The organism is Variovorax dokdonensis, from assembly GCF_030316895.1.
GTDB classification, from domain to species: Bacteria; Pseudomonadota; Gammaproteobacteria; order Burkholderiales; family Burkholderiaceae_C; genus Variovorax; species Variovorax dokdonensis.
In genome coordinates, this window is sequence record NZ_JASZYV010000002.1 from 655,747 (window position 1) to 670,847 (window position 15,101).

Annotated in this window: 15 protein-coding genes; 4 read left to right on the forward strand and 11 right to left on the reverse strand. The window is 66.8% G+C overall.

Annotated elements, in window-relative coordinates; all coding sequences use genetic code 11:
• Window positions 1-2 precede the first annotated feature (2 nt).
• The 6 genes from QTH91_RS11570 to QTH91_RS11595 form a co-directional block, all read right to left on the reverse strand.
• On the reverse strand, window positions 3-1,211 hold the full coding sequence (locus QTH91_RS11570) for an ABC transporter substrate-binding protein (RefSeq protein ID WP_286660222.1): 1,209 nt from the start codon (window positions 1,209-1,211) through the stop codon (window positions 3-5).
• 57 nt (window positions 1,212-1,268) lie between these two features.
• Entirely contained in the window at window positions 1,269-2,297 is a 1,029-nt protein-coding gene (locus QTH91_RS11575; protein ID WP_286660223.1) for an aromatic ring-hydroxylating dioxygenase subunit alpha, read from the reverse strand.
• 239 nt (window positions 2,298-2,536) lie between these two features.
• Window positions 2,537-2,944, reverse strand: coding sequence for a phage holin family protein (locus QTH91_RS11580; protein ID WP_286660224.1), 408 nt, complete (start codon window positions 2,942-2,944; stop codon window positions 2,537-2,539).
• Window positions 2,945-2,977: 33 nt separating this feature from the next.
• Window positions 2,978-3,796: an ABC transporter permease gene (locus QTH91_RS11585; protein ID WP_286660225.1), complete on the reverse strand. Its 819-nt coding sequence runs from the start codon at window positions 3,794-3,796 to the stop codon at window positions 2,978-2,980.
• A complete protein-coding gene (locus QTH91_RS11590; RefSeq protein ID WP_286660226.1) occupies window positions 3,793-4,743 on the reverse strand; it encodes an ATP-binding cassette domain-containing protein in 951 nt (316 codons plus the stop codon). The genes QTH91_RS11585 and QTH91_RS11590 overlap by 4 nt, the downstream gene beginning before the upstream one ends.
• Window positions 4,744-4,786: 43 nt before the next feature.
• Window positions 4,787-5,155 (reverse strand): translation initiation factor Sui1, encoded by a 369-nt coding sequence (locus tag QTH91_RS11595; RefSeq protein ID WP_286660227.1) that lies wholly within the window; start codon window positions 5,153-5,155, stop codon window positions 4,787-4,789.
• 65 nt (window positions 5,156-5,220) lie between these two features.
• Between QTH91_RS11595 and QTH91_RS11600 the strand changes: the two genes are divergently transcribed.
• On the forward strand, window positions 5,221-6,501 hold the full coding sequence (locus QTH91_RS11600) for a DEAD/DEAH box helicase (protein ID WP_286660228.1): 1,281 nt from the start codon (window positions 5,221-5,223) through the stop codon (window positions 6,499-6,501).
• Window positions 6,498-6,803: a hypothetical protein gene (locus QTH91_RS11605; protein ID WP_286660229.1), complete on the forward strand. Its 306-nt coding sequence runs from the start codon at window positions 6,498-6,500 to the stop codon at window positions 6,801-6,803. The genes QTH91_RS11600 and QTH91_RS11605 overlap by 4 nt, the downstream gene beginning before the upstream one ends.
• A 6-nt stretch (window positions 6,804-6,809) precedes the next feature.
• Here QTH91_RS11605 and QTH91_RS11610 read toward each other — a convergent pair whose 3' ends face one another.
• The 5 genes from QTH91_RS11610 to QTH91_RS11630 all read right to left on the reverse strand — a co-directional run bounded on the left by QTH91_RS11610 (window position 6,810) and on the right by QTH91_RS11630 (window position 13,680).
• Window positions 6,810-8,330 (reverse strand): AMP nucleosidase, encoded by a 1,521-nt coding sequence (locus QTH91_RS11610; RefSeq protein WP_286660230.1) that lies wholly within the window; start codon window positions 8,328-8,330, stop codon window positions 6,810-6,812.
• A gap of 31 nt (window positions 8,331-8,361) precedes the next feature.
• The gene (gorA, locus tag QTH91_RS11615; protein WP_286660231.1) at window positions 8,362-9,750 is read right to left on the reverse strand and encodes a glutathione-disulfide reductase; all 1,389 of its coding nucleotides are present in this window, start codon (window positions 9,748-9,750) and stop codon (window positions 8,362-8,364) included.
• A gap of 103 nt (window positions 9,751-9,853) precedes the next feature.
• Window positions 9,854-11,869: a TRAP transporter large permease gene (locus QTH91_RS11620; RefSeq protein WP_286660232.1), complete on the reverse strand. Its 2,016-nt coding sequence runs from the start codon at window positions 11,867-11,869 to the stop codon at window positions 9,854-9,856.
• Window positions 11,866-12,486: a TRAP transporter small permease subunit gene (locus tag QTH91_RS11625; RefSeq protein ID WP_286660233.1), complete on the reverse strand. Its 621-nt coding sequence runs from the start codon at window positions 12,484-12,486 to the stop codon at window positions 11,866-11,868. Before QTH91_RS11625 ends, QTH91_RS11620 begins: the two co-directional genes overlap by 4 nt.
• 87 nt (window positions 12,487-12,573) lie before the next feature.
• Window positions 12,574-13,680: a TRAP transporter substrate-binding protein gene (locus tag QTH91_RS11630; RefSeq protein WP_286660234.1), complete on the reverse strand. Its 1,107-nt coding sequence runs from the start codon at window positions 13,678-13,680 to the stop codon at window positions 12,574-12,576.
• 174 nt (window positions 13,681-13,854) lie between these two features.
• On the opposite strand from QTH91_RS11630, the gene QTH91_RS11635 reads away from it, so the two are divergent.
• Both QTH91_RS11635 and QTH91_RS11640 read left to right on the forward strand, forming a co-directional pair.
• The gene (locus tag QTH91_RS11635) at window positions 13,855-14,292 is read left to right on the forward strand and encodes a rhodanese-like domain-containing protein (protein WP_286660235.1); all 438 of its coding nucleotides are present in this window, start codon (window positions 13,855-13,857) and stop codon (window positions 14,290-14,292) included.
• Between the two features lie 33 nt (window positions 14,293-14,325).
• Entirely contained in the window at window positions 14,326-15,099 is a 774-nt protein-coding gene (locus QTH91_RS11640) for a type III pantothenate kinase (RefSeq protein ID WP_286660236.1), read from the forward strand.
• Window positions 15,100-15,101 lie beyond the last annotated feature (2 nt).

The window sequence follows — 15,101 nt, forward strand, 5'->3', positions numbered from 1 at the left end:
GCTCACGAGGCGTTGGCGCGCAGCTTGCGGATCTGCTCGTCGGAAGGCTGCAGCTTGCTGCCGTCCACGTAGGTGCCCGATGGCATGACGCCCTTGCCGTCTTTCACCGCCGTGCGGCCGACGTAGATGCCCAGCGTGGACTGGTTGTCCTGCGGACGGAAGGTCACCGGGCCGAATGGCGAGCCGAACTGAAGCCCCTTGAAGGCAGCGATGAGCTTCTCGGTGTCGGTCGATCCGGCCTTCTGGATGCCGGCCGCAAGCGCCTTGGCCGCCGAGTACCCGACCACCGAGTTCAGACGCGGATAGTCGCTGTACTTCTTCTCGTAGGCAGCGAGGAAGGCCTTGTGCTCGGGCGTGTCGATGTTCGCGTAGGGGTAGCCGGTCACGATCCAGCCGGCGGGCGCGTCATCCTTGAGTGGGTCGAGGTACTCGGGCTCTCCGGTCAGCAGGCTGACCACTTCGCGACCCTCGAACAGGCCGCGCGTCTTGCCCTCCCGCGCCAGCTTGGTCAAGTCGCTGCCGAACAGGACGTTGAAGATGGCGTCCGGCTTGGCATCGGCGATGGCTTGCACCACCGCGCCGGCGTCGAGTTTGCCGAGCGGCGGCGCCTGCTCTGCCACGAATTCCACATCGGGCTGGGCCTTCTTGAGGTTTTCCTTGAAGGCGGCGATGGCGGCCTGGCCGTACTCGTAGTTGGGGTAGATGAGCGCCCAGCGCTTCTTGTTGAGCTTGGCCGCTTCCGGAACGACGGAGGCCGCGAGCGCGTAGGTGCCGGACCGCAGCCGGTAGGTGTAGCGGTTGCCGTTGTCCCACACGACCTTGTCGCTCAAGGGGCCCGATGCCAGGAAGAAGACCTTGCGCTGGCGGGCGAAGTCGGTCAGCGCCAGGCCGACGTGCGACAGCGTCACGCCGCTGATGACCTCGACCTTCTCGCGGGTGATGAGTTCGTCCGCCACGCGCACCGCATCGCCCGGGTTGGCGTTGTCGTCGCGGAAGACGGTTTCCATCTTGCGGCCGAGCAGTCCGCCGGCAGCATTGATTTCGTCCTGGGCCAGCAGCCAGCCCTGCTTGTAGGGCACCAGGTTCTGCGGCAGCGCCTTGTAGCTGTTGATCTCGCCGATCTTGAGGGTGTCCTGCGCGCCGGCAGAGCCGGCCGCAAGGGCGAGGGTGGCCGCCGCCAGGCGTGCGGCAGCGAAGGTTCGAGCGGTCATGGGCAAGCTCCAGTGGGGTGTGCGGGGGGAGGGGCGAAATGCGGGCGCTGCGGGCGATCAGGCGCTGGAAGAGGCGGCCATCTCTTCGACGATGCGGCGCATCTTGATGGACGAGCCGTCGAGCGCGAGATGCACACGCTTCCATTCGCGCGGCTTGTCTTCGTTGCGCTGGATGGCCTCCAGCACGCGCTTGTCCTCGTTGAAGGCCAGGCGCAGGCTGTCGCGCAAACGCGCATCCACGGCGGGGTCCGCCGGCGAGTTCTTCAGCACCAGCCAGTGCTGCATGCAGCTGCGCTGGTCGATCGGCGTGATGAAGTGGCACGCGTACATCTGGATGCAGTCGTCGCGATTGCCTTCGGGCGCGCCGGTGCCGGTGCGGGCCGAGCCGAAATCGATGACGGCGATGCAGGGCGCGTGATAGTGGTAGTAGTGCCAACGGTCCACGTTCGCCCCCCCGAAGTCCTTCAGGCCCTGGAACACCGGGATGAGCGGGCCATCGATCACCCACCGCCACGTCACGACCTTGTTGCCCTGGCGTTCGTGCTGGACGCGCGTTTCTTCGCGCCCGGCGCTGGCCAGGGTGGTCTTGTGGACGTACACCACATGCGTCGGGTCGCAGAGGTTGTCGGCCAGGCTGAGGTAATTGGCCTGCACCGGCAGCGCGTCGCCCTCGACGACGCTGTAGGTGGGGTCGTCGTATTGCGGAAGCCGAAAGACCTGTGCCGGGTCGGCGCGCCGCGGGTCGCCCATCCACACCCACACCATGCCCATGCTTTCGCTGGTCGGATAGCTGCGCACCTGTGCGCTCAGCGGCGGGCGTGGCATGCCGGGCGCCGATACGCAGCTGCCGCTGCAATCGAAAGTCAGGCCGTGATAGCCGCATTCGACCGCGTCGCCTCGCAGCGTGCCCAGGGACAGCGGCGCGAGTCGGTGAGGGCAGGCATCGTCCAGCGCGGCCACGCTGCCGCCTTCGGTGCGGTAGACCACGAGATCTTCTTCCAGCACGCGGCGGGTGGTCAGTTCGCGGCCAACGTCCCGCGACCAGGCCAGGGGGTACCACGCGTCGTACGCAAAGGCGGCATTCATCGTGCAGGCTCCATATCCAGGTTGCGGCGCCGCTTTCGTTCGTGAAGGGAGGCCGCGGAGACGTTCTTGCAGAACTCGTGCCAGATGTTAAGTAAGTATTTTCTCCATTAAATTGGAGTAAACACTTAACTTTGGTGCGAAGCGCGTGCGACGCACCCCGTTTCGGTGCCGCTGGAGGTGCGCAGGTTGGAAAAGGCGCGGGAAATCAGGCGGGGTGGTCCGCCTGGGCGCCGAGAGGCCTAGAGCCAGGTGCCGCCGTCGGTCGGCATGTGGATCTGCATCTCCGGCGAGCCGCCGAAGACGAAGCCGCCGATGATGATGCTGACGATGGAGATGAACAGGCTGGCAAACACGGCCATCCAGAAGCCCGACACCCGGAAGCCCTTGACCAGCGCCGACACCAGCAGCAGCACCAGCGCATTGACCACCAGCAGGAACAGGCCGAATGTCAGCACCGTGAGCGGCAGCGTCAGCACGATGAGCAGCGGCTTGACCAGCGCGTTGGCCAGGCCCAGCAGCAACGCGGAACCGATCAGGGCCCCGGTGCTGTCGAAGCGGATGCTCTTGGTGAAGACCAGGCTCGCGATCCAGAGCGAGACGCCGGTGACGGCCCATTGGGCCAGGAAGGAGGTGAGGTTCTGGAACATGTGCGTGTTGTGTTTGATGTTTTGCTGCACATGCTACTTGGCGAATCGCTTGCGCGTCAGGGCGAGCGCGACCCAGAAGGCCACCGCCGTGTAGGCCACCAGCACGCCCAGGTGCAACAGCCAGTCGCTCGGCCACTGGTCCATGAAAAGAGGCCGCACCAGCGCCACCGCATTGGCCAGCGGCAGCCAGCGCGCCACCGCCTGCACCACGCCGGGCAATTGTTCCAGCGGGAAGAACACGCCCGACAGGAACATCATCGGTGTCATGAACAGCGTGAAGTAGTAGGTGAAGAAGTCGTAGCCCTTGGCCAGCGCGTTGAAGATCAGCGCGATGCACGAGAAGGTGATGCCCACGCCCACCAGCACGAACCACGCGACGATCAGCTTGGGGCTGTGGCTGATGTTCAGCGCCAGCATGACGAACAGGATGGCGGTGGTGGTGAAGATGGCCTTGAAGCCGGCCCACAGCATCTCGGCCAGCACCACGTCGTCCAGACCCACCGGCGCGTTCATGATGCCGTCCCAGGTCTTTTGCACATGCATGCGCGAGAAGGCGGAATAGAGCGCCTCGAACGACGCCGCATTCATCGCGCTCATGCAGATCGACCCCGAGGCCAGGAACAGGATGTAGGGCACCTGCCTGCCGTCCACGGCCACCTGGCCCACCAGCGCGCCCATGCCGTAGCCGAAGGCCACCAGCCAGATCAGCGGCTCGGCGATGTTGCCGATCAGGCTTGGAATGGCGAGCTTGCGCCACACCAGCAGGTTGCGCAGGAACACGGGCCACCAGCGCGCCGTCAGTTGCGGCGGGCGCCAATGCGATGGGGCGGCTTGCGCGGCGAGGGTGTTCATCCGTCCTCCCGGATCTGCCGGCCAGTCAGCTTGAGAAACAGGTCTTCCAGGTTGGCCGGGCGGTGAAAGGTGCGCAGGCCCGCATGCTGGCCCAGCGCGTCGAGCAGGCGTCGAGCGTCCTGCGTGTAGAAGAACACGGTCTCGCCGCTCACCTCGACGCGTGCCGCTAGGTCCTTGAGCGGCGACTGCGCCAGTTGCATGGCGCCGTTGCCGTAGACCTCCACCACGTCGGGCTCGAGGTGCTGCGCGATCAGCTCGCGTGGCCGGCCTTCGGCGATCTTGCGGCCATGGTCCAGCACCAGCAGGCGCGAACACAGGCGCTCGGCCTCGTCCATGAAGTGGGTGGTCAGCAGGATCGACTTGCCTTCAGCCAGCAGCAGCTGAAGGCGTTCCCACATCAGGTGCCGCGCCTGCGGGTCCAGGCCGGTGGTGGGCTCGTCCAGCATCAGCAGCCGTGGGTTGTTGACCAGAGCGCGAGCCAGCGACAGCCGCCGCCGCATGCCGCCGGACAGTTCGCCCGGCTTGGCCTGCGCCTTGTGCGACAAGGCTGCGAACTCCAGCAACTGGGGCGTGCGCACCTGCATCACCTTGCGGCCGATGCCGAAATAGCGCGCATACACCATGAGGTTCTCGGCGCAGCTGAAGTCGGGGTCGAGCGTGTCGAACTGCGTCACCACCCCGAGCTGCGCCTTGATGGCCCGCGCATCCCGCGGCATGGACAAGCCCATCGCCTCGATGCTGCCGGCATCGGGGGTGGTCAGGCCCAGGCACATGCGGATGGTGGTGGTCTTGCCGGCGCCGTTGGGGCCGATCACGCCCAGGCATTCGCCCGGCGCGATGTGGAAGGACAGGTCGTCCACCACCAACTGCTCACCATAGTGCTTGCGCAAGGCGGTGGCGGAAAAGATCGGGGGCGTGTCGTTGGGCACCGGCGCATTGTGGCCCACGATGCGCGTGCCATTGTTGGCCCCTGGGAAACTCAGAACGCCGTCAGCCGCCGCTTCGCTTGACGGTCATGCCGAGCTTTTCGAGGGCGGCGATCACCGTCGATCGGTGGTCGCCCTGGATCTCGATGACACCGTCCTTGGTGGTGCCGCCGCTGCCGCAGGTTGCTTTGAGCTGCTTGCCCAGCTGGACCAGTGCGTCGTCATCCAGGGGCACGCCCTGGATCAGCGTGACGCCCTTGCCCTTGCGTCCCTTGGTGTCGAGCGAAACGCGGACAATGCCGTCTCCCGCGGGGCGCCTGCTGGCCAGGGCCTTGCAGGCGCATTGCGCCATGGGCTGCCCGCAATCGGGGCAGACGCGCCCGGTTTCGGTCGAATAGACCAGTCGGCTTGCGCCGCCGTCGTTGCGCTTCACCTGGGCGTCCTTTCCGTCACTGCTCGTTTCCCTGCTGGCTGTTTCACAGCGTACCCTTCGCCTTCATGTCGTCATTCCAATCTCTCGGCCTTGCCGCCGATCTTCTGCCCGCCGTCGAGGCGCGCGGCTACACCGAGCCCACGGCGATCCAGCGCGACGCGATTCCGGCCATTCTGGAAGGACAGGACGTGCTGGGCATGGCGCAGACCGGCTCGGGCAAGACGGCCGCATTTTCGCTGCCGCTGCTCCAGCGTTGGGCCACCGCCCCGCGAACGGCGCCGCGCCAGCTGTTCGCGCTGGTGCTGGTGCCCACGCGCGAACTGGCGCAGCAGGTGGCCGGCGTGCTGCAGGCGTTGGGCGAGGGGCTGGTGCCGTCGCCCAAGGTGGTCGTGCTGACGGGGGGTGTCTCCATCAATCCGCAGCTGATGCGCCTTCGCGGCGGCGCCGACATCGTGGTGGCCACGCCGGGCCGTCTGATCGACGTGATCGAGCACAACGGCCTGCGCATCGGGCAGGTGTCGATGCTGGTGCTTGACGAGGCCGACCGCCTGCTCGACCTCGGCTTTTCGCAGGAACTGGCGCGCATCCTCAAGCTGTTGCCGGCGCGTCGGCAGAACCTGCTCTTTTCCGCCACCTTTCCGGCCGACGTCCAGGCGCTGGCCGAGCAATGGCTGCATGCGCCGCTGCGGGTCGAGGCCGCGCCGACGCAAGGCGTGGCCCTGATCACCCAGCGTGCCCTGCGCGTGGACGAGGCGCGGCGCACGCACCTGCTGCGCCACCTGGTCGACACCTTGGGCTGGCCGCGCACGCTGGTTTTCGTCGCGACCAAGCACCGCGCGGAGACCGTGGCCGACAAGCTGCGCAAGGCCGGCATCACGGCCGAGCCTTTCCATGGCCTGCTGGGGCAGGGCAAGCGCTCGCAGGTGCTGCTCGACTTCAAGGCAGGGCGCCTGCAGGTGGTGATCGCGACCGACCTGGCCGCGCGCGGCATCGACATTGCCCGGCTGCCGGTGGTGGTGAACTACGACCTTCCCAGGTCGGCCGACGACTACGTGCACCGCATCGGCCGTACCGGCCGCGCGGGCGAGGCGGGATTGGCAGTGAGCTTCGTTCCCGCCACGAGCGAAGCGCATTTCCGCCTCATCGAGAAGCGCCAGGGCATCGCCGTACCGCGCGAGACGATGGCCGGCTTCGAGCCGCAGGACACTGCGCCGATCGATCCTGTCCGCCCGGCGGCCGGAGATCCGAACGGCGGCATCAAGGGCAAGCGCCCGAGCAAGAAGGACAAGCTGCGCGCCGCCGCTGCGGCGGCCCTGGCCGGGCAAGGCGGGGGCGAGGCCGCATGAGCCTGGACTTTCTTCTTTTCGACGACAGCGAGGGTGATGACGAGACCGCCCTGTTCGATGCCATGGCCTGCGTCGTGCCCGAGCACGAAGCCCGGGTCGAGGCCGAGATAGCGACCGTCATTGCATGGGCCGAGCGCAGCTTCCCGGGGCGGCGTGGGCCCATCGAGGAAGGCGGGGAATGGGATGCTGACCTGCAGGTATCGCGCGAGCAGGACGGCCGCCGCACCTACGCCCTGTCGATCACCGGCACCCGCACGTTTGCCGAGGCCTTCCGCGAGCATTTCGCCCAGGCCCTGGGCTGAAGGGCTTTACTGGAAGGCGACTTCGGCGAAGCTGCGCAGCTTGCGGCTGTGCAGACGGCTCGACCCCTCGCGCCGAAGAATGTCGATGGCGGCCATGCCGATGCGAAGGTGCTGCTCCACCCGTTGGCGATAGAAGTGATCGGCCATGCCCGGCAGCTTGATCTCGCCGTGCAGCGGCTTGTCGCTCACGCACAGCAAGGTGCCGTAGGGCACGCGGAAGCGGAAGCCGTTGGCGGCGATGGTGGCGCTTTCCATGTCCAGCGCGATGGCGCGGCTCTGGCTGAAGCGACGCTGCGGCTGGTTGCCCGGCAGCAGTTCCCAGTTGCGGTTGTCGGTGCTGGCCACGGTGCCGGTACGCATCACGCGCTTGAGGTCCGGGCCGCTCACCTGCGTGACCTGCGCCACCGCTTCTTCCAGCGCGAGCTGGATCTCGGCCAGCGCCGGAATCGGCACCCAAAGCGGCAGCTCCTCGTCCAGCACATGGTCTTCGCGAACATAGGCGTGGGCCAGCACATAGTCGCCCAGGTGCTGCCCCTGGCGTAGTCCGGCGCAGTGGCCCAGCATCAGCCAGGCATGCGGGCGCAGCACGGCGATGTGGTCGGTGATGGTCTTGGCATTGGCCGGGCCGACGCCGATGTTGACCATGGTGATGCCGCTGTGGTCCTCGCGCGCGAGGTGGTAGGCCGGCATCTGCGGCAGGCGTGGCGGCGGCGTGCCCTGGCTGCCGTCCAGCAGCGTGCCCAGACTGCCACTGCAGGCGCCGGGCGCCAGGCCGCGCCGACGCGTCACGACATTGCCCGGCTCCACGAATGCCACGTAGTCGCTGTTCTCGTCGGCCATCGCCTCGCGGCCCAGGCGCACGAATTCGTCGATGTAGAACTGGTAGTTGGTGAACAGCACGAAGTTCTGGCACCAGTCCGGCGCGGTGCCGGTGTAGTGGCGCAGCCGGTGCAGGGAGTAATCCACCCGCGCGGCGGTGAACAGCGACAGCGGCTGCGCTTCGCCGGAACGGGCCTCGTGCGTGCCGTTGGCGATGCCGTCGTCCATCGCGCCGAGGTCGGGCAGGTCGAACACGTCGCGCATCAGCGCGCGGCGTTCGGGGCTGAGCGTGCCCTCGATGTGATCGTTTTCGGCAAAGGAAAAGTGAACCGGGATCGGCTGCGTGCTGGTGCCCACCTCCAGGTCGACGCCGTGGTTCTCGAGCAGCAGGCGGAACTGGTCGGCGTAGTAGTGGGCGAACAGGTCTGGCCGGGTGAGGGTGGTTTCGTAGCGGCCGGGGCCGGCGACGAAGCCGTAGCTCAGGCCGGCGTTGAGCGGCGGCGTCAGGCGCGAGGTGGTGTGCGTGTGAACCCGCACGAACGGATAGCAGGCACGAACCCGGCCGGAGAACGGCTCGCCGGCCACGAACCGCGCCATGGCGCCGCGCAGGTGCGCCAAGCCGCTCTTGTAGATGAGTTCAACCTGTGCGAGAGCCGCCGCGGCATCGTTGAACCGGGCGGGGGCGATGAATTCGGGCATGTGCGACATGGCTCATTGTGCAATGCCCAGCGGCCGCGATTCAGCCCATGTTGGGCACGCGCATCGTCACGAACTCCTCGGCCGTCGTGGGATGGATGCCAATCGTGCGGTCGAAATGCGCCTTGGTGGCGCCCGCCTGCATGGCCACCGCGAAGCCCTGGACGATCTCGCCCGCCTCGGCGCCGACCATGTGCAGCCCGACCACGCGGTCGGTGTCCTTGGCCACCAGCAGCTTCATGAAGCAGCGCTCGCCACGTCCCGAAAGCGTGTGCCGCAGGGGCTTGAACTCGGTGCAGAACACGGTGATGTTGTCCGCGCCGAACCGGGCGCGGGCCTGCGCTTCGGTAAAGCCGCAGGTCCCGATGGACGGATGGGTGAAAACGGCGGTCGGCACGAAGTCGTAGTCCGGCGCCTCGCGCGGTGCGCGGCCTGGCTCCGGAAACAGCGCATCCACCACCACCATGGCCTCGGCCAGCGCCACCGGCGTGAGTTGCAGACGGGTCGATACGTCGCCGACCGCGAAGATGTGCGGCACCGAGGTGCGGAACTGCGCGTCGACCACCACGGCGCCCTTGTCGTCCTGCTTCACGCCGGCAAGCTCCAGGCCCAGGTCTTCCGAGTTCGGGGCGCGTCCGGTGGCCATCAGCACGGCATCGGCGCGAAGGTCCTGGCCGCGGTCGAGCATCAGGCGGCATTCGCCGCCATCGCGCCGGATCGCGGAAATCTGGGTGTTGAGCCGGATGTCGATGCCCGCCTTGCCCATCTCGGCCGCCACGAAGCTGCGGATGTCCTCGTCGAAGGCATTGAGCAGATGCGCGCCGCGCTGCAGCAGCGTCACCTGGCTGCCCAGGCCGTTGAAGATGGAGGCCATCTCGCAAGCGATGTAGCCGCCGCCCACGATCACCAGCCGCTTGGGCAGCGGATCGATGTCGAACATGTCGTCCGAGACCACGGCGTGCTCCTGGCCCGGCATCTTCGGCACGAAGGGCCGCCCGCCGGTGGCGATGAGGATGTTCTTGGCGCGCCAGTGGCGGCCGCCTGCCTGCACCGTGTGCGCGTCGAGCAGGCACGCGCGTTCGCGCAGGATGGTGACGCCCGGGCCTTCCAGCAGTTGCTGGTAGATGCTGTTCAGGCGGTGGATTTCGCCGGCGCGTGCCGCCTTGAGCTTGCCCCAGTCGAGCCTGGGGGGCGAATCCAGCTGCCAGCCGAAGCCGGTGGCTTCCTCGAAAGCCTCGCCATAGCCGGCCGCGTAGCTGTAGAGCTTCTTGGGAATGCAACCCACGTTGACGCAGGTGCCACCGAACTCCGCCATTTCGGCGAGCGCCACTCGTGCACCGCGCGCCGCCGCCATCCGTGCAGCGCGAACGCCGCCGCTGCCGCCGCCGATGACGAAAAGATCCACCTGCTCGCCTGCTCTGTTGCCGTCCATGCCGTCGCTCCTTGTGCGGGCACTTTAGCGGCAAGTGCGTCTCGATGCAGGCCGGACCCCGGACCGGTTCCGACCTGCGACGAGCCGCCTGCTCAAGCAGGCGTCAGCGGTAGAGCAATGCCGGCAGCCAGAGTCCGATCTGCGGCCACATGTAGAGCATCAGGATCGCCAGAATCTGGATGCCCATGAACGGCAGCATGCCCAGGAAGATCTGGTTGAGCGTCACGTGCGGCGGGCTCACGCCCTTGAGGTAGAACGCCGCCATCGCCACCGGCGGCGACAGGAAGGCGGTCTGCAGGTTCAGTGCCACCAGCAGCCCGAAGAACAGCGGGTCCACGCCGAAGTTGTCCAGCAAGGGAATGAAGATCGGCATGAAGATCACGATGATCTCGGTCCACTCCAGCGGCCAGCCCAGTATGAAGATGATCACCTGGCTGAGCACCAGGAACTGGATCTTCGTCAGGTTCATGCTGAGCACCCACTCCTCGACCAGCGCCTGTCCGCCCAGGAGGGCGAAGGCGGCCGAGAAGATGGCCGAGCCGACGAACAGCCAGCAGACCATGGCCGACGTCTTGGCTGTCAGGAACACCGATTCCTTGAGCACGCCCAGCGTCAGCCGGCGATAGGCCGCGGCCAGCAGGAAGCCGCCCAGCGCGCCCATCGCCGCCGCCTCCGTCGGCGTGGCCAGCCCCAGCACGATGGAGCCGAGCACCGACACGATCAGCAGCATGAGCGGGAAGAACGAGGCCAGCAGCATCTTGAAGATCTCAAGCCGCGCGAAGCTCAGGAAGAGATAGAACAGCGTGACCATGGCGCCGAAGATGGCGAACACCACCCACCACCAGGTCGGCGCGGGCTGGGTGGTGGGGCTTTGGGCCGCGCTTGCAGCGCCGGCCTTGGCGGGTGCCTGCGAACCTGCGGAAGGCGTCGACGAGCTGCCGGACGCCGTGCCCGGCGGTTCCTGCAGGCCGCCGGACCCAGGCGGTTCGGCCAGCCCGCCGGAAGACGGGGGCTCGGCCAGGCCGCCCGACGATGGCGGCTCGGACAAACCGCCCGGAGAGGAGGGCGGCTCGGCCAGCCCGCCGGCGGAGGGCGGCTCCTGCAGACTGCCGCCACCGCCTGAACCCGCGCCGCGCGAGGCGCCGATCTCCTGGATCTCGTAGCGTTCCTGCACCGGCACGGTGGTGACGGCTTCCCAGCTGATCAGTGCCAGTACCGCGAAGATCACGCCCGGCATCAGCACGATGGCCAGTTGGCCGAGCAGGTAGCGCGTGGGCACCTTCGCATTGCGCGGCCCCTTGAGCGCGCCCACCAGGCGGCTCAGCGCATGGCCTCGGCCGTCGGGCGTCACTTCGCGCAGCGGCGCGGGCAGCGGCACCGCCCGCTCGGCCGCGGACAGCGGCGGCGCCCATGCCGGCTTGAGGTTGGCGACGATGATGACGTAGACCACGTACATCGACGCCAGCATCACGCCGGGGAAGAACGCTCCGGCATAGAGTTGCACCACCGAGACGCCGGCCGTGGCGCCATAGACGATCAGCAGCACCGAAGGCGGGATCAGGATGCCGAGGCAGCCCCCTGCGGTGATCGAGCCGGCCGCCAGCGGCACGCTGTAGCCGGCGCGCAGCATGGCCGGCAGTGCAAGCAGGCCCATCAGCGTGACCACCGCGCCAACGATGCCGGTGGCCGTGGCAAAGATGGTGCAGGTGACGAGCGTGGCCACCGCCAATGCGCCGGGCAGCCGCGCCAGCGCCAGGTGCAGGCTCTTGAAGAGCGTCTCGATGAGGTTGGCGCGTTCCACCAGGTAGCCCATGAAGACGAACAACGGAACGGCGATCAGCACGTCGTTGGCCATCGTCTTGTAGGCGGCCTGGACCATCAGGTCGAGCGTGTGGGTGGTGTTCCGGTCGTAGGCGAACCAGGTGAAGATCATCCCCATGCCCATCAGCGTGAACGCTGTCGGGAAGCCCAGCATGATCGCCACCACGACCAGGCACAGCATGAGCAAGCCAAGGTGGCCATTGGTGATGGTCTCGGCGCTGAGCATGAGTGCGGACGCACCCGTGACCAGCAAGGCCATGAACGTCAGGCCGAACCAGAGTTCCTTGCGGATCTTCATGAGCGGCCTCCCTTGGCCGTCACGACCTTGTCCAGTTCGGCGATGTCGGCGTCATGCACGTTGACCATGTCCTTGAGCTTGTCGACGTCGACTTCCTCCACATCCTCCTCGCGCTTGGGCCATTGGCCGTCGCGGATGCACAGGATGCAGCGGACGATTTCCACCAGGCCCTGCAGCAGCAGCACGAAGCCCGACAGCGGAATGATGTACTTGAAGGGGTACAGCGGTAGTGGCTCCGCCGAGAAGGTCTGCTCGCGAATCGCCAGCGACTCGTTGGCGTAGTTCCAGCCGGCCCAGGTGAGCGCCACGATGCCCGGAAGGAAGAACAGGAGGTAGAGAACCAGATCGAAGATGGCCTGCGTACGCGGACGGAAGAAGCCGTAGAGCACATCCCCTCGCACATGGCCGTTCTTGCTCAGCGTGTAGGCGCCTGCGGTCATGAACAGTGCGCCGTAGAGCATGATCTGCGCGTCCAGCACCCAGGCGTGCGGACGGTTGAGGACATAGCGGCAGAACACCTCCCAGCTGATGAGCAGGGTCAGTGCAACGGAGGACCAGGCGAAGGTCTTGCCGATCCAGGTCGACAGGCGGTCGACCGACAGGAGAAGGGATTGCATGGCGGAGAAACGCGAAAAGATGCGGCCGGAGGCAATGAAAAGGGGCACCTTTCGGTGCCCCGGCGATTCAGGCGGTTCGGGCTGCCATCAGGTCTTCTTGCCGAAGTAGTGGCCGGCAGCCATCTTGAAGTCGACCGTGTAGTCGTTCTGCCATTGCGTGGCGCGCTCGGCAAAGGCCTTCTGCGAGTCCATCACCTTCTTGAACATCGCGTTCTCGCCGGCCTTCTTGGCGGTGGTCTTGTCCCACGATGCCAGCTGTGCCTTCAGGATGGCATCGGGCGTCTTGTAGAACTTGATGCCGGCCTTTTTCAGTTCCTGATAGTCCTGCGAGTTGCGCGCGATGGCCTTCCAGCTCATGTCGGCGCTGGCAGCCTGCACGCCATAGTCGATGATGGCCCGAAGCTCAGGCGGCAGCGCATCGAGCTTGGCCTTGTTGAACAGGATCTCGAACTGCTCGCCCGACTGGTGGAAGCTTTGCAGCATGCAGTTCTTGGCCACATCGGGAAAACCCAGCACGCGGTCGCTCGATGCGTTGTTGAACTCTGCCGCATCGATCAGGCCACGGTCCAGCGCCGGCACGATCTCGCCGCCGGGCAGCGGGTTCACCGCGGCGCCCATGTCGGTGAACACATCCACCGCCAGGCCCACGGTGCGGAACTTCAGTCCCTTGATTTCCTCGGCGCGCGCCACCGGCTTCTTGAACCAGCCCAGCGGCTGCGTGGGCATGGGGCCGTAGAGGTACGAGACCACGTCGAGGTTCAGGCTTTTGTAGATCTCTTCCAGCATGGCCTTGCCGCCACCGTAGTAATGCCAGGCCAGGACCATGTTCGCGTCCATGCCGTAGCCCGGGCCCGAGCCCCAAAGTGCCAGGGCGGAGTTCTTGCCGTACCAGTAGGCGACCACGCCGTGACCGCCATCGAGCGTGCCCTTGGCCACCGCATCGAGCAACTGGAAGGCCGGCACCACCGAGCCCGCGGGCAGCACCTCGATCTTCAGCCGGTTGCCGGCCATGTCATTGACCTTCTTGGCGAAGTCCTGCGCGTACTCATGGAAGATGTCCTTGGCCGGCCAGGTGCTCTGGAAGCGCAGCGTCGCCGTCTGCGCCATGCTCACCATGGGAGCCGACATCGCCCCCGCCGCGACGGCCGCGCCCTTGAGAAGATTGCGGCGGCGGGTTGACTTGCTCACTGTCATTGCTTGTCTCCGAATTTGGAAGCCGATTGGAAGGTAATCCAGGGCGCAATGTTTGACAGTTGGCCCTCGGTGACAAGCGGGGTTTACGAGAGGAAACGAAAATTGGACCCCGTTGGTGCAGCCTCCGCGCGCTGCGCTCCGTGCGAATCTCATTTTCTGGAAGGACGAATGGACATGCAAAAGCCCGAAGACAACAACCCCCGCATGGGCGTTCGACCGGCACAGGGCTATGCCGGCGACGTCACGCCCGAGCAGGCGGCCGCCTGGGTCGAAGCCGGCGAGGCCGTGCTGGTGGACGTTCGCTCGGACGCCGAGCGCGAATGGGTGGGCTACGTGCCCGGTGCGCTGCCACTGGCCTGGAAGCAATGGCCGGGCATGGTCATGAATCCTGGCTTCGACGATGCGGTGCGCAGTGCCGTGCCTGCCGGCACCAAGGCCGTGCTGCTCTGCCGCAGCGGCGTACGTTCCATCGCGGCGGCCCGGCGTGCCACGGAGCTGGGTGTCGAGGCCTACAACATCCTGGAGGGCTTCGAGGGTGACGCCGACGAGGCCGGGCACCGCGGACACAAGGGCGGCTGGCGCCTGCGCGGGCTGCCCTGGCGGCAGAACTGAAGAGGAGCAGGGCCTTCACCCATAATGCCGCGCATGGCTTTCCTAGCAATCGACATCGGCAACACGCGGCTGAAGTGGGCGATGTATGAGGCACCTCGGCCCGGTGCCCGCGTGCTGGCACATGGCGCGGAGTTCCTCGATCACATCGAGCGTCTGGCCGAAGGTCCCTGGAGCGAATTGCCCGACGCCACCTCCATGCTCGGGTGCGTGGTGGCTGGCGATGCATTGCGGCGCCGCGCCGAAGAGCAAGTGCGCGAACGCTTCGATTGCGCCACGCGCTGGGTGGTCCCTTCGCTGGGCGAGGCCGGCATCGTCAATGGCTACGACCATCCCACCCGTCTGGGCGCGGACCGCTTTGTCGCGATGATCGGTGCGCGCCACCGCATGCTTGCGGCCGGCGAGCCGCGGCCGATGGTGGTCGTGCTGGTTGGCACGGCAGTCACTGTGGAGGCCGTGGACCAGCACGGCAAGTTCCTGGGCGGGCTGATCCTGCCTGGCCACGGGATCATGCTGCGGGCATTGGAGTCCGGCACCGCCGGCCTGCATGTGCCCACGGGCGAGGTGGTTGAATTTCCCACCAACACGAGCGACGCGCTCACCAGCGGCGGCACCTACGCGATTGCCGGGGCCGTCGAGCGCATGGTGCAGCACGTGCGCCAGCATTGCGGGGCGGAGCCGGCCCGCTACATGACCGGCGGGGCGGGCTGGAAGATGGCGCCGTCGATGTCCAGCGAATTCGAGCTGGTCGATAGCCTGATCATGGATGGCCTGCTCGTCATTGCGCAATTGCGCGAGCAGGCCGCCTGAGC

Excerpts from the sequence above, each read along its gene's own strand:
- QTH91_RS11610 (WP_286660230.1), bottom strand. The coding sequence starts at position 8,330 with ATGTCGCACATGCCCGAATTCATCGCCCCCGCCCGGTTCAACGATGCC.
- QTH91_RS11600 (WP_286660228.1), top strand. The coding sequence starts at position 5,221 with ATGTCGTCATTCCAATCTCTCGGCCTTGCCGCCGATCTTCTGCCCGCC.
- QTH91_RS11580 (WP_286660224.1), bottom strand. The coding sequence starts at position 2,944 with ATGTTCCAGAACCTCACCTCCTTCCTGGCCCAATGGGCCGTCACCGGC.
- QTH91_RS11635 (WP_286660235.1), top strand. The coding sequence starts at position 13,855 with ATGCAAAAGCCCGAAGACAACAACCCCCGCATGGGCGTTCGACCGGCA.
- QTH91_RS11640 (WP_286660236.1), top strand. The coding sequence starts at position 14,326 with ATGGCTTTCCTAGCAATCGACATCGGCAACACGCGGCTGAAGTGGGCG.
- QTH91_RS11605 (WP_286660229.1), top strand. The coding sequence starts at position 6,498 with ATGAGCCTGGACTTTCTTCTTTTCGACGACAGCGAGGGTGATGACGAG.
- QTH91_RS11585 (WP_286660225.1), bottom strand. The coding sequence starts at position 3,796 with ATGAACACCCTCGCCGCGCAAGCCGCCCCATCGCATTGGCGCCCGCCG.
- QTH91_RS11575 (WP_286660223.1), bottom strand. The coding sequence starts at position 2,297 with ATGAATGCCGCCTTTGCGTACGACGCGTGGTACCCCCTGGCCTGGTCG.
- gorA (WP_286660231.1), bottom strand. The coding sequence starts at position 9,750 with ATGGACGGCAACAGAGCAGGCGAGCAGGTGGATCTTTTCGTCATCGGC.
- QTH91_RS11570 (WP_286660222.1), bottom strand. The coding sequence starts at position 1,211 with ATGACCGCTCGAACCTTCGCTGCCGCACGCCTGGCGGCGGCCACCCTC.
- QTH91_RS11625 (WP_286660233.1), bottom strand. The coding sequence starts at position 12,486 with ATGCAATCCCTTCTCCTGTCGGTCGACCGCCTGTCGACCTGGATCGGC.
- QTH91_RS11630 (WP_286660234.1), bottom strand. The coding sequence starts at position 13,680 with ATGACAGTGAGCAAGTCAACCCGCCGCCGCAATCTTCTCAAGGGCGCG.
- QTH91_RS11620 (WP_286660232.1), bottom strand. The coding sequence starts at position 11,869 with ATGAAGATCCGCAAGGAACTCTGGTTCGGCCTGACGTTCATGGCCTTG.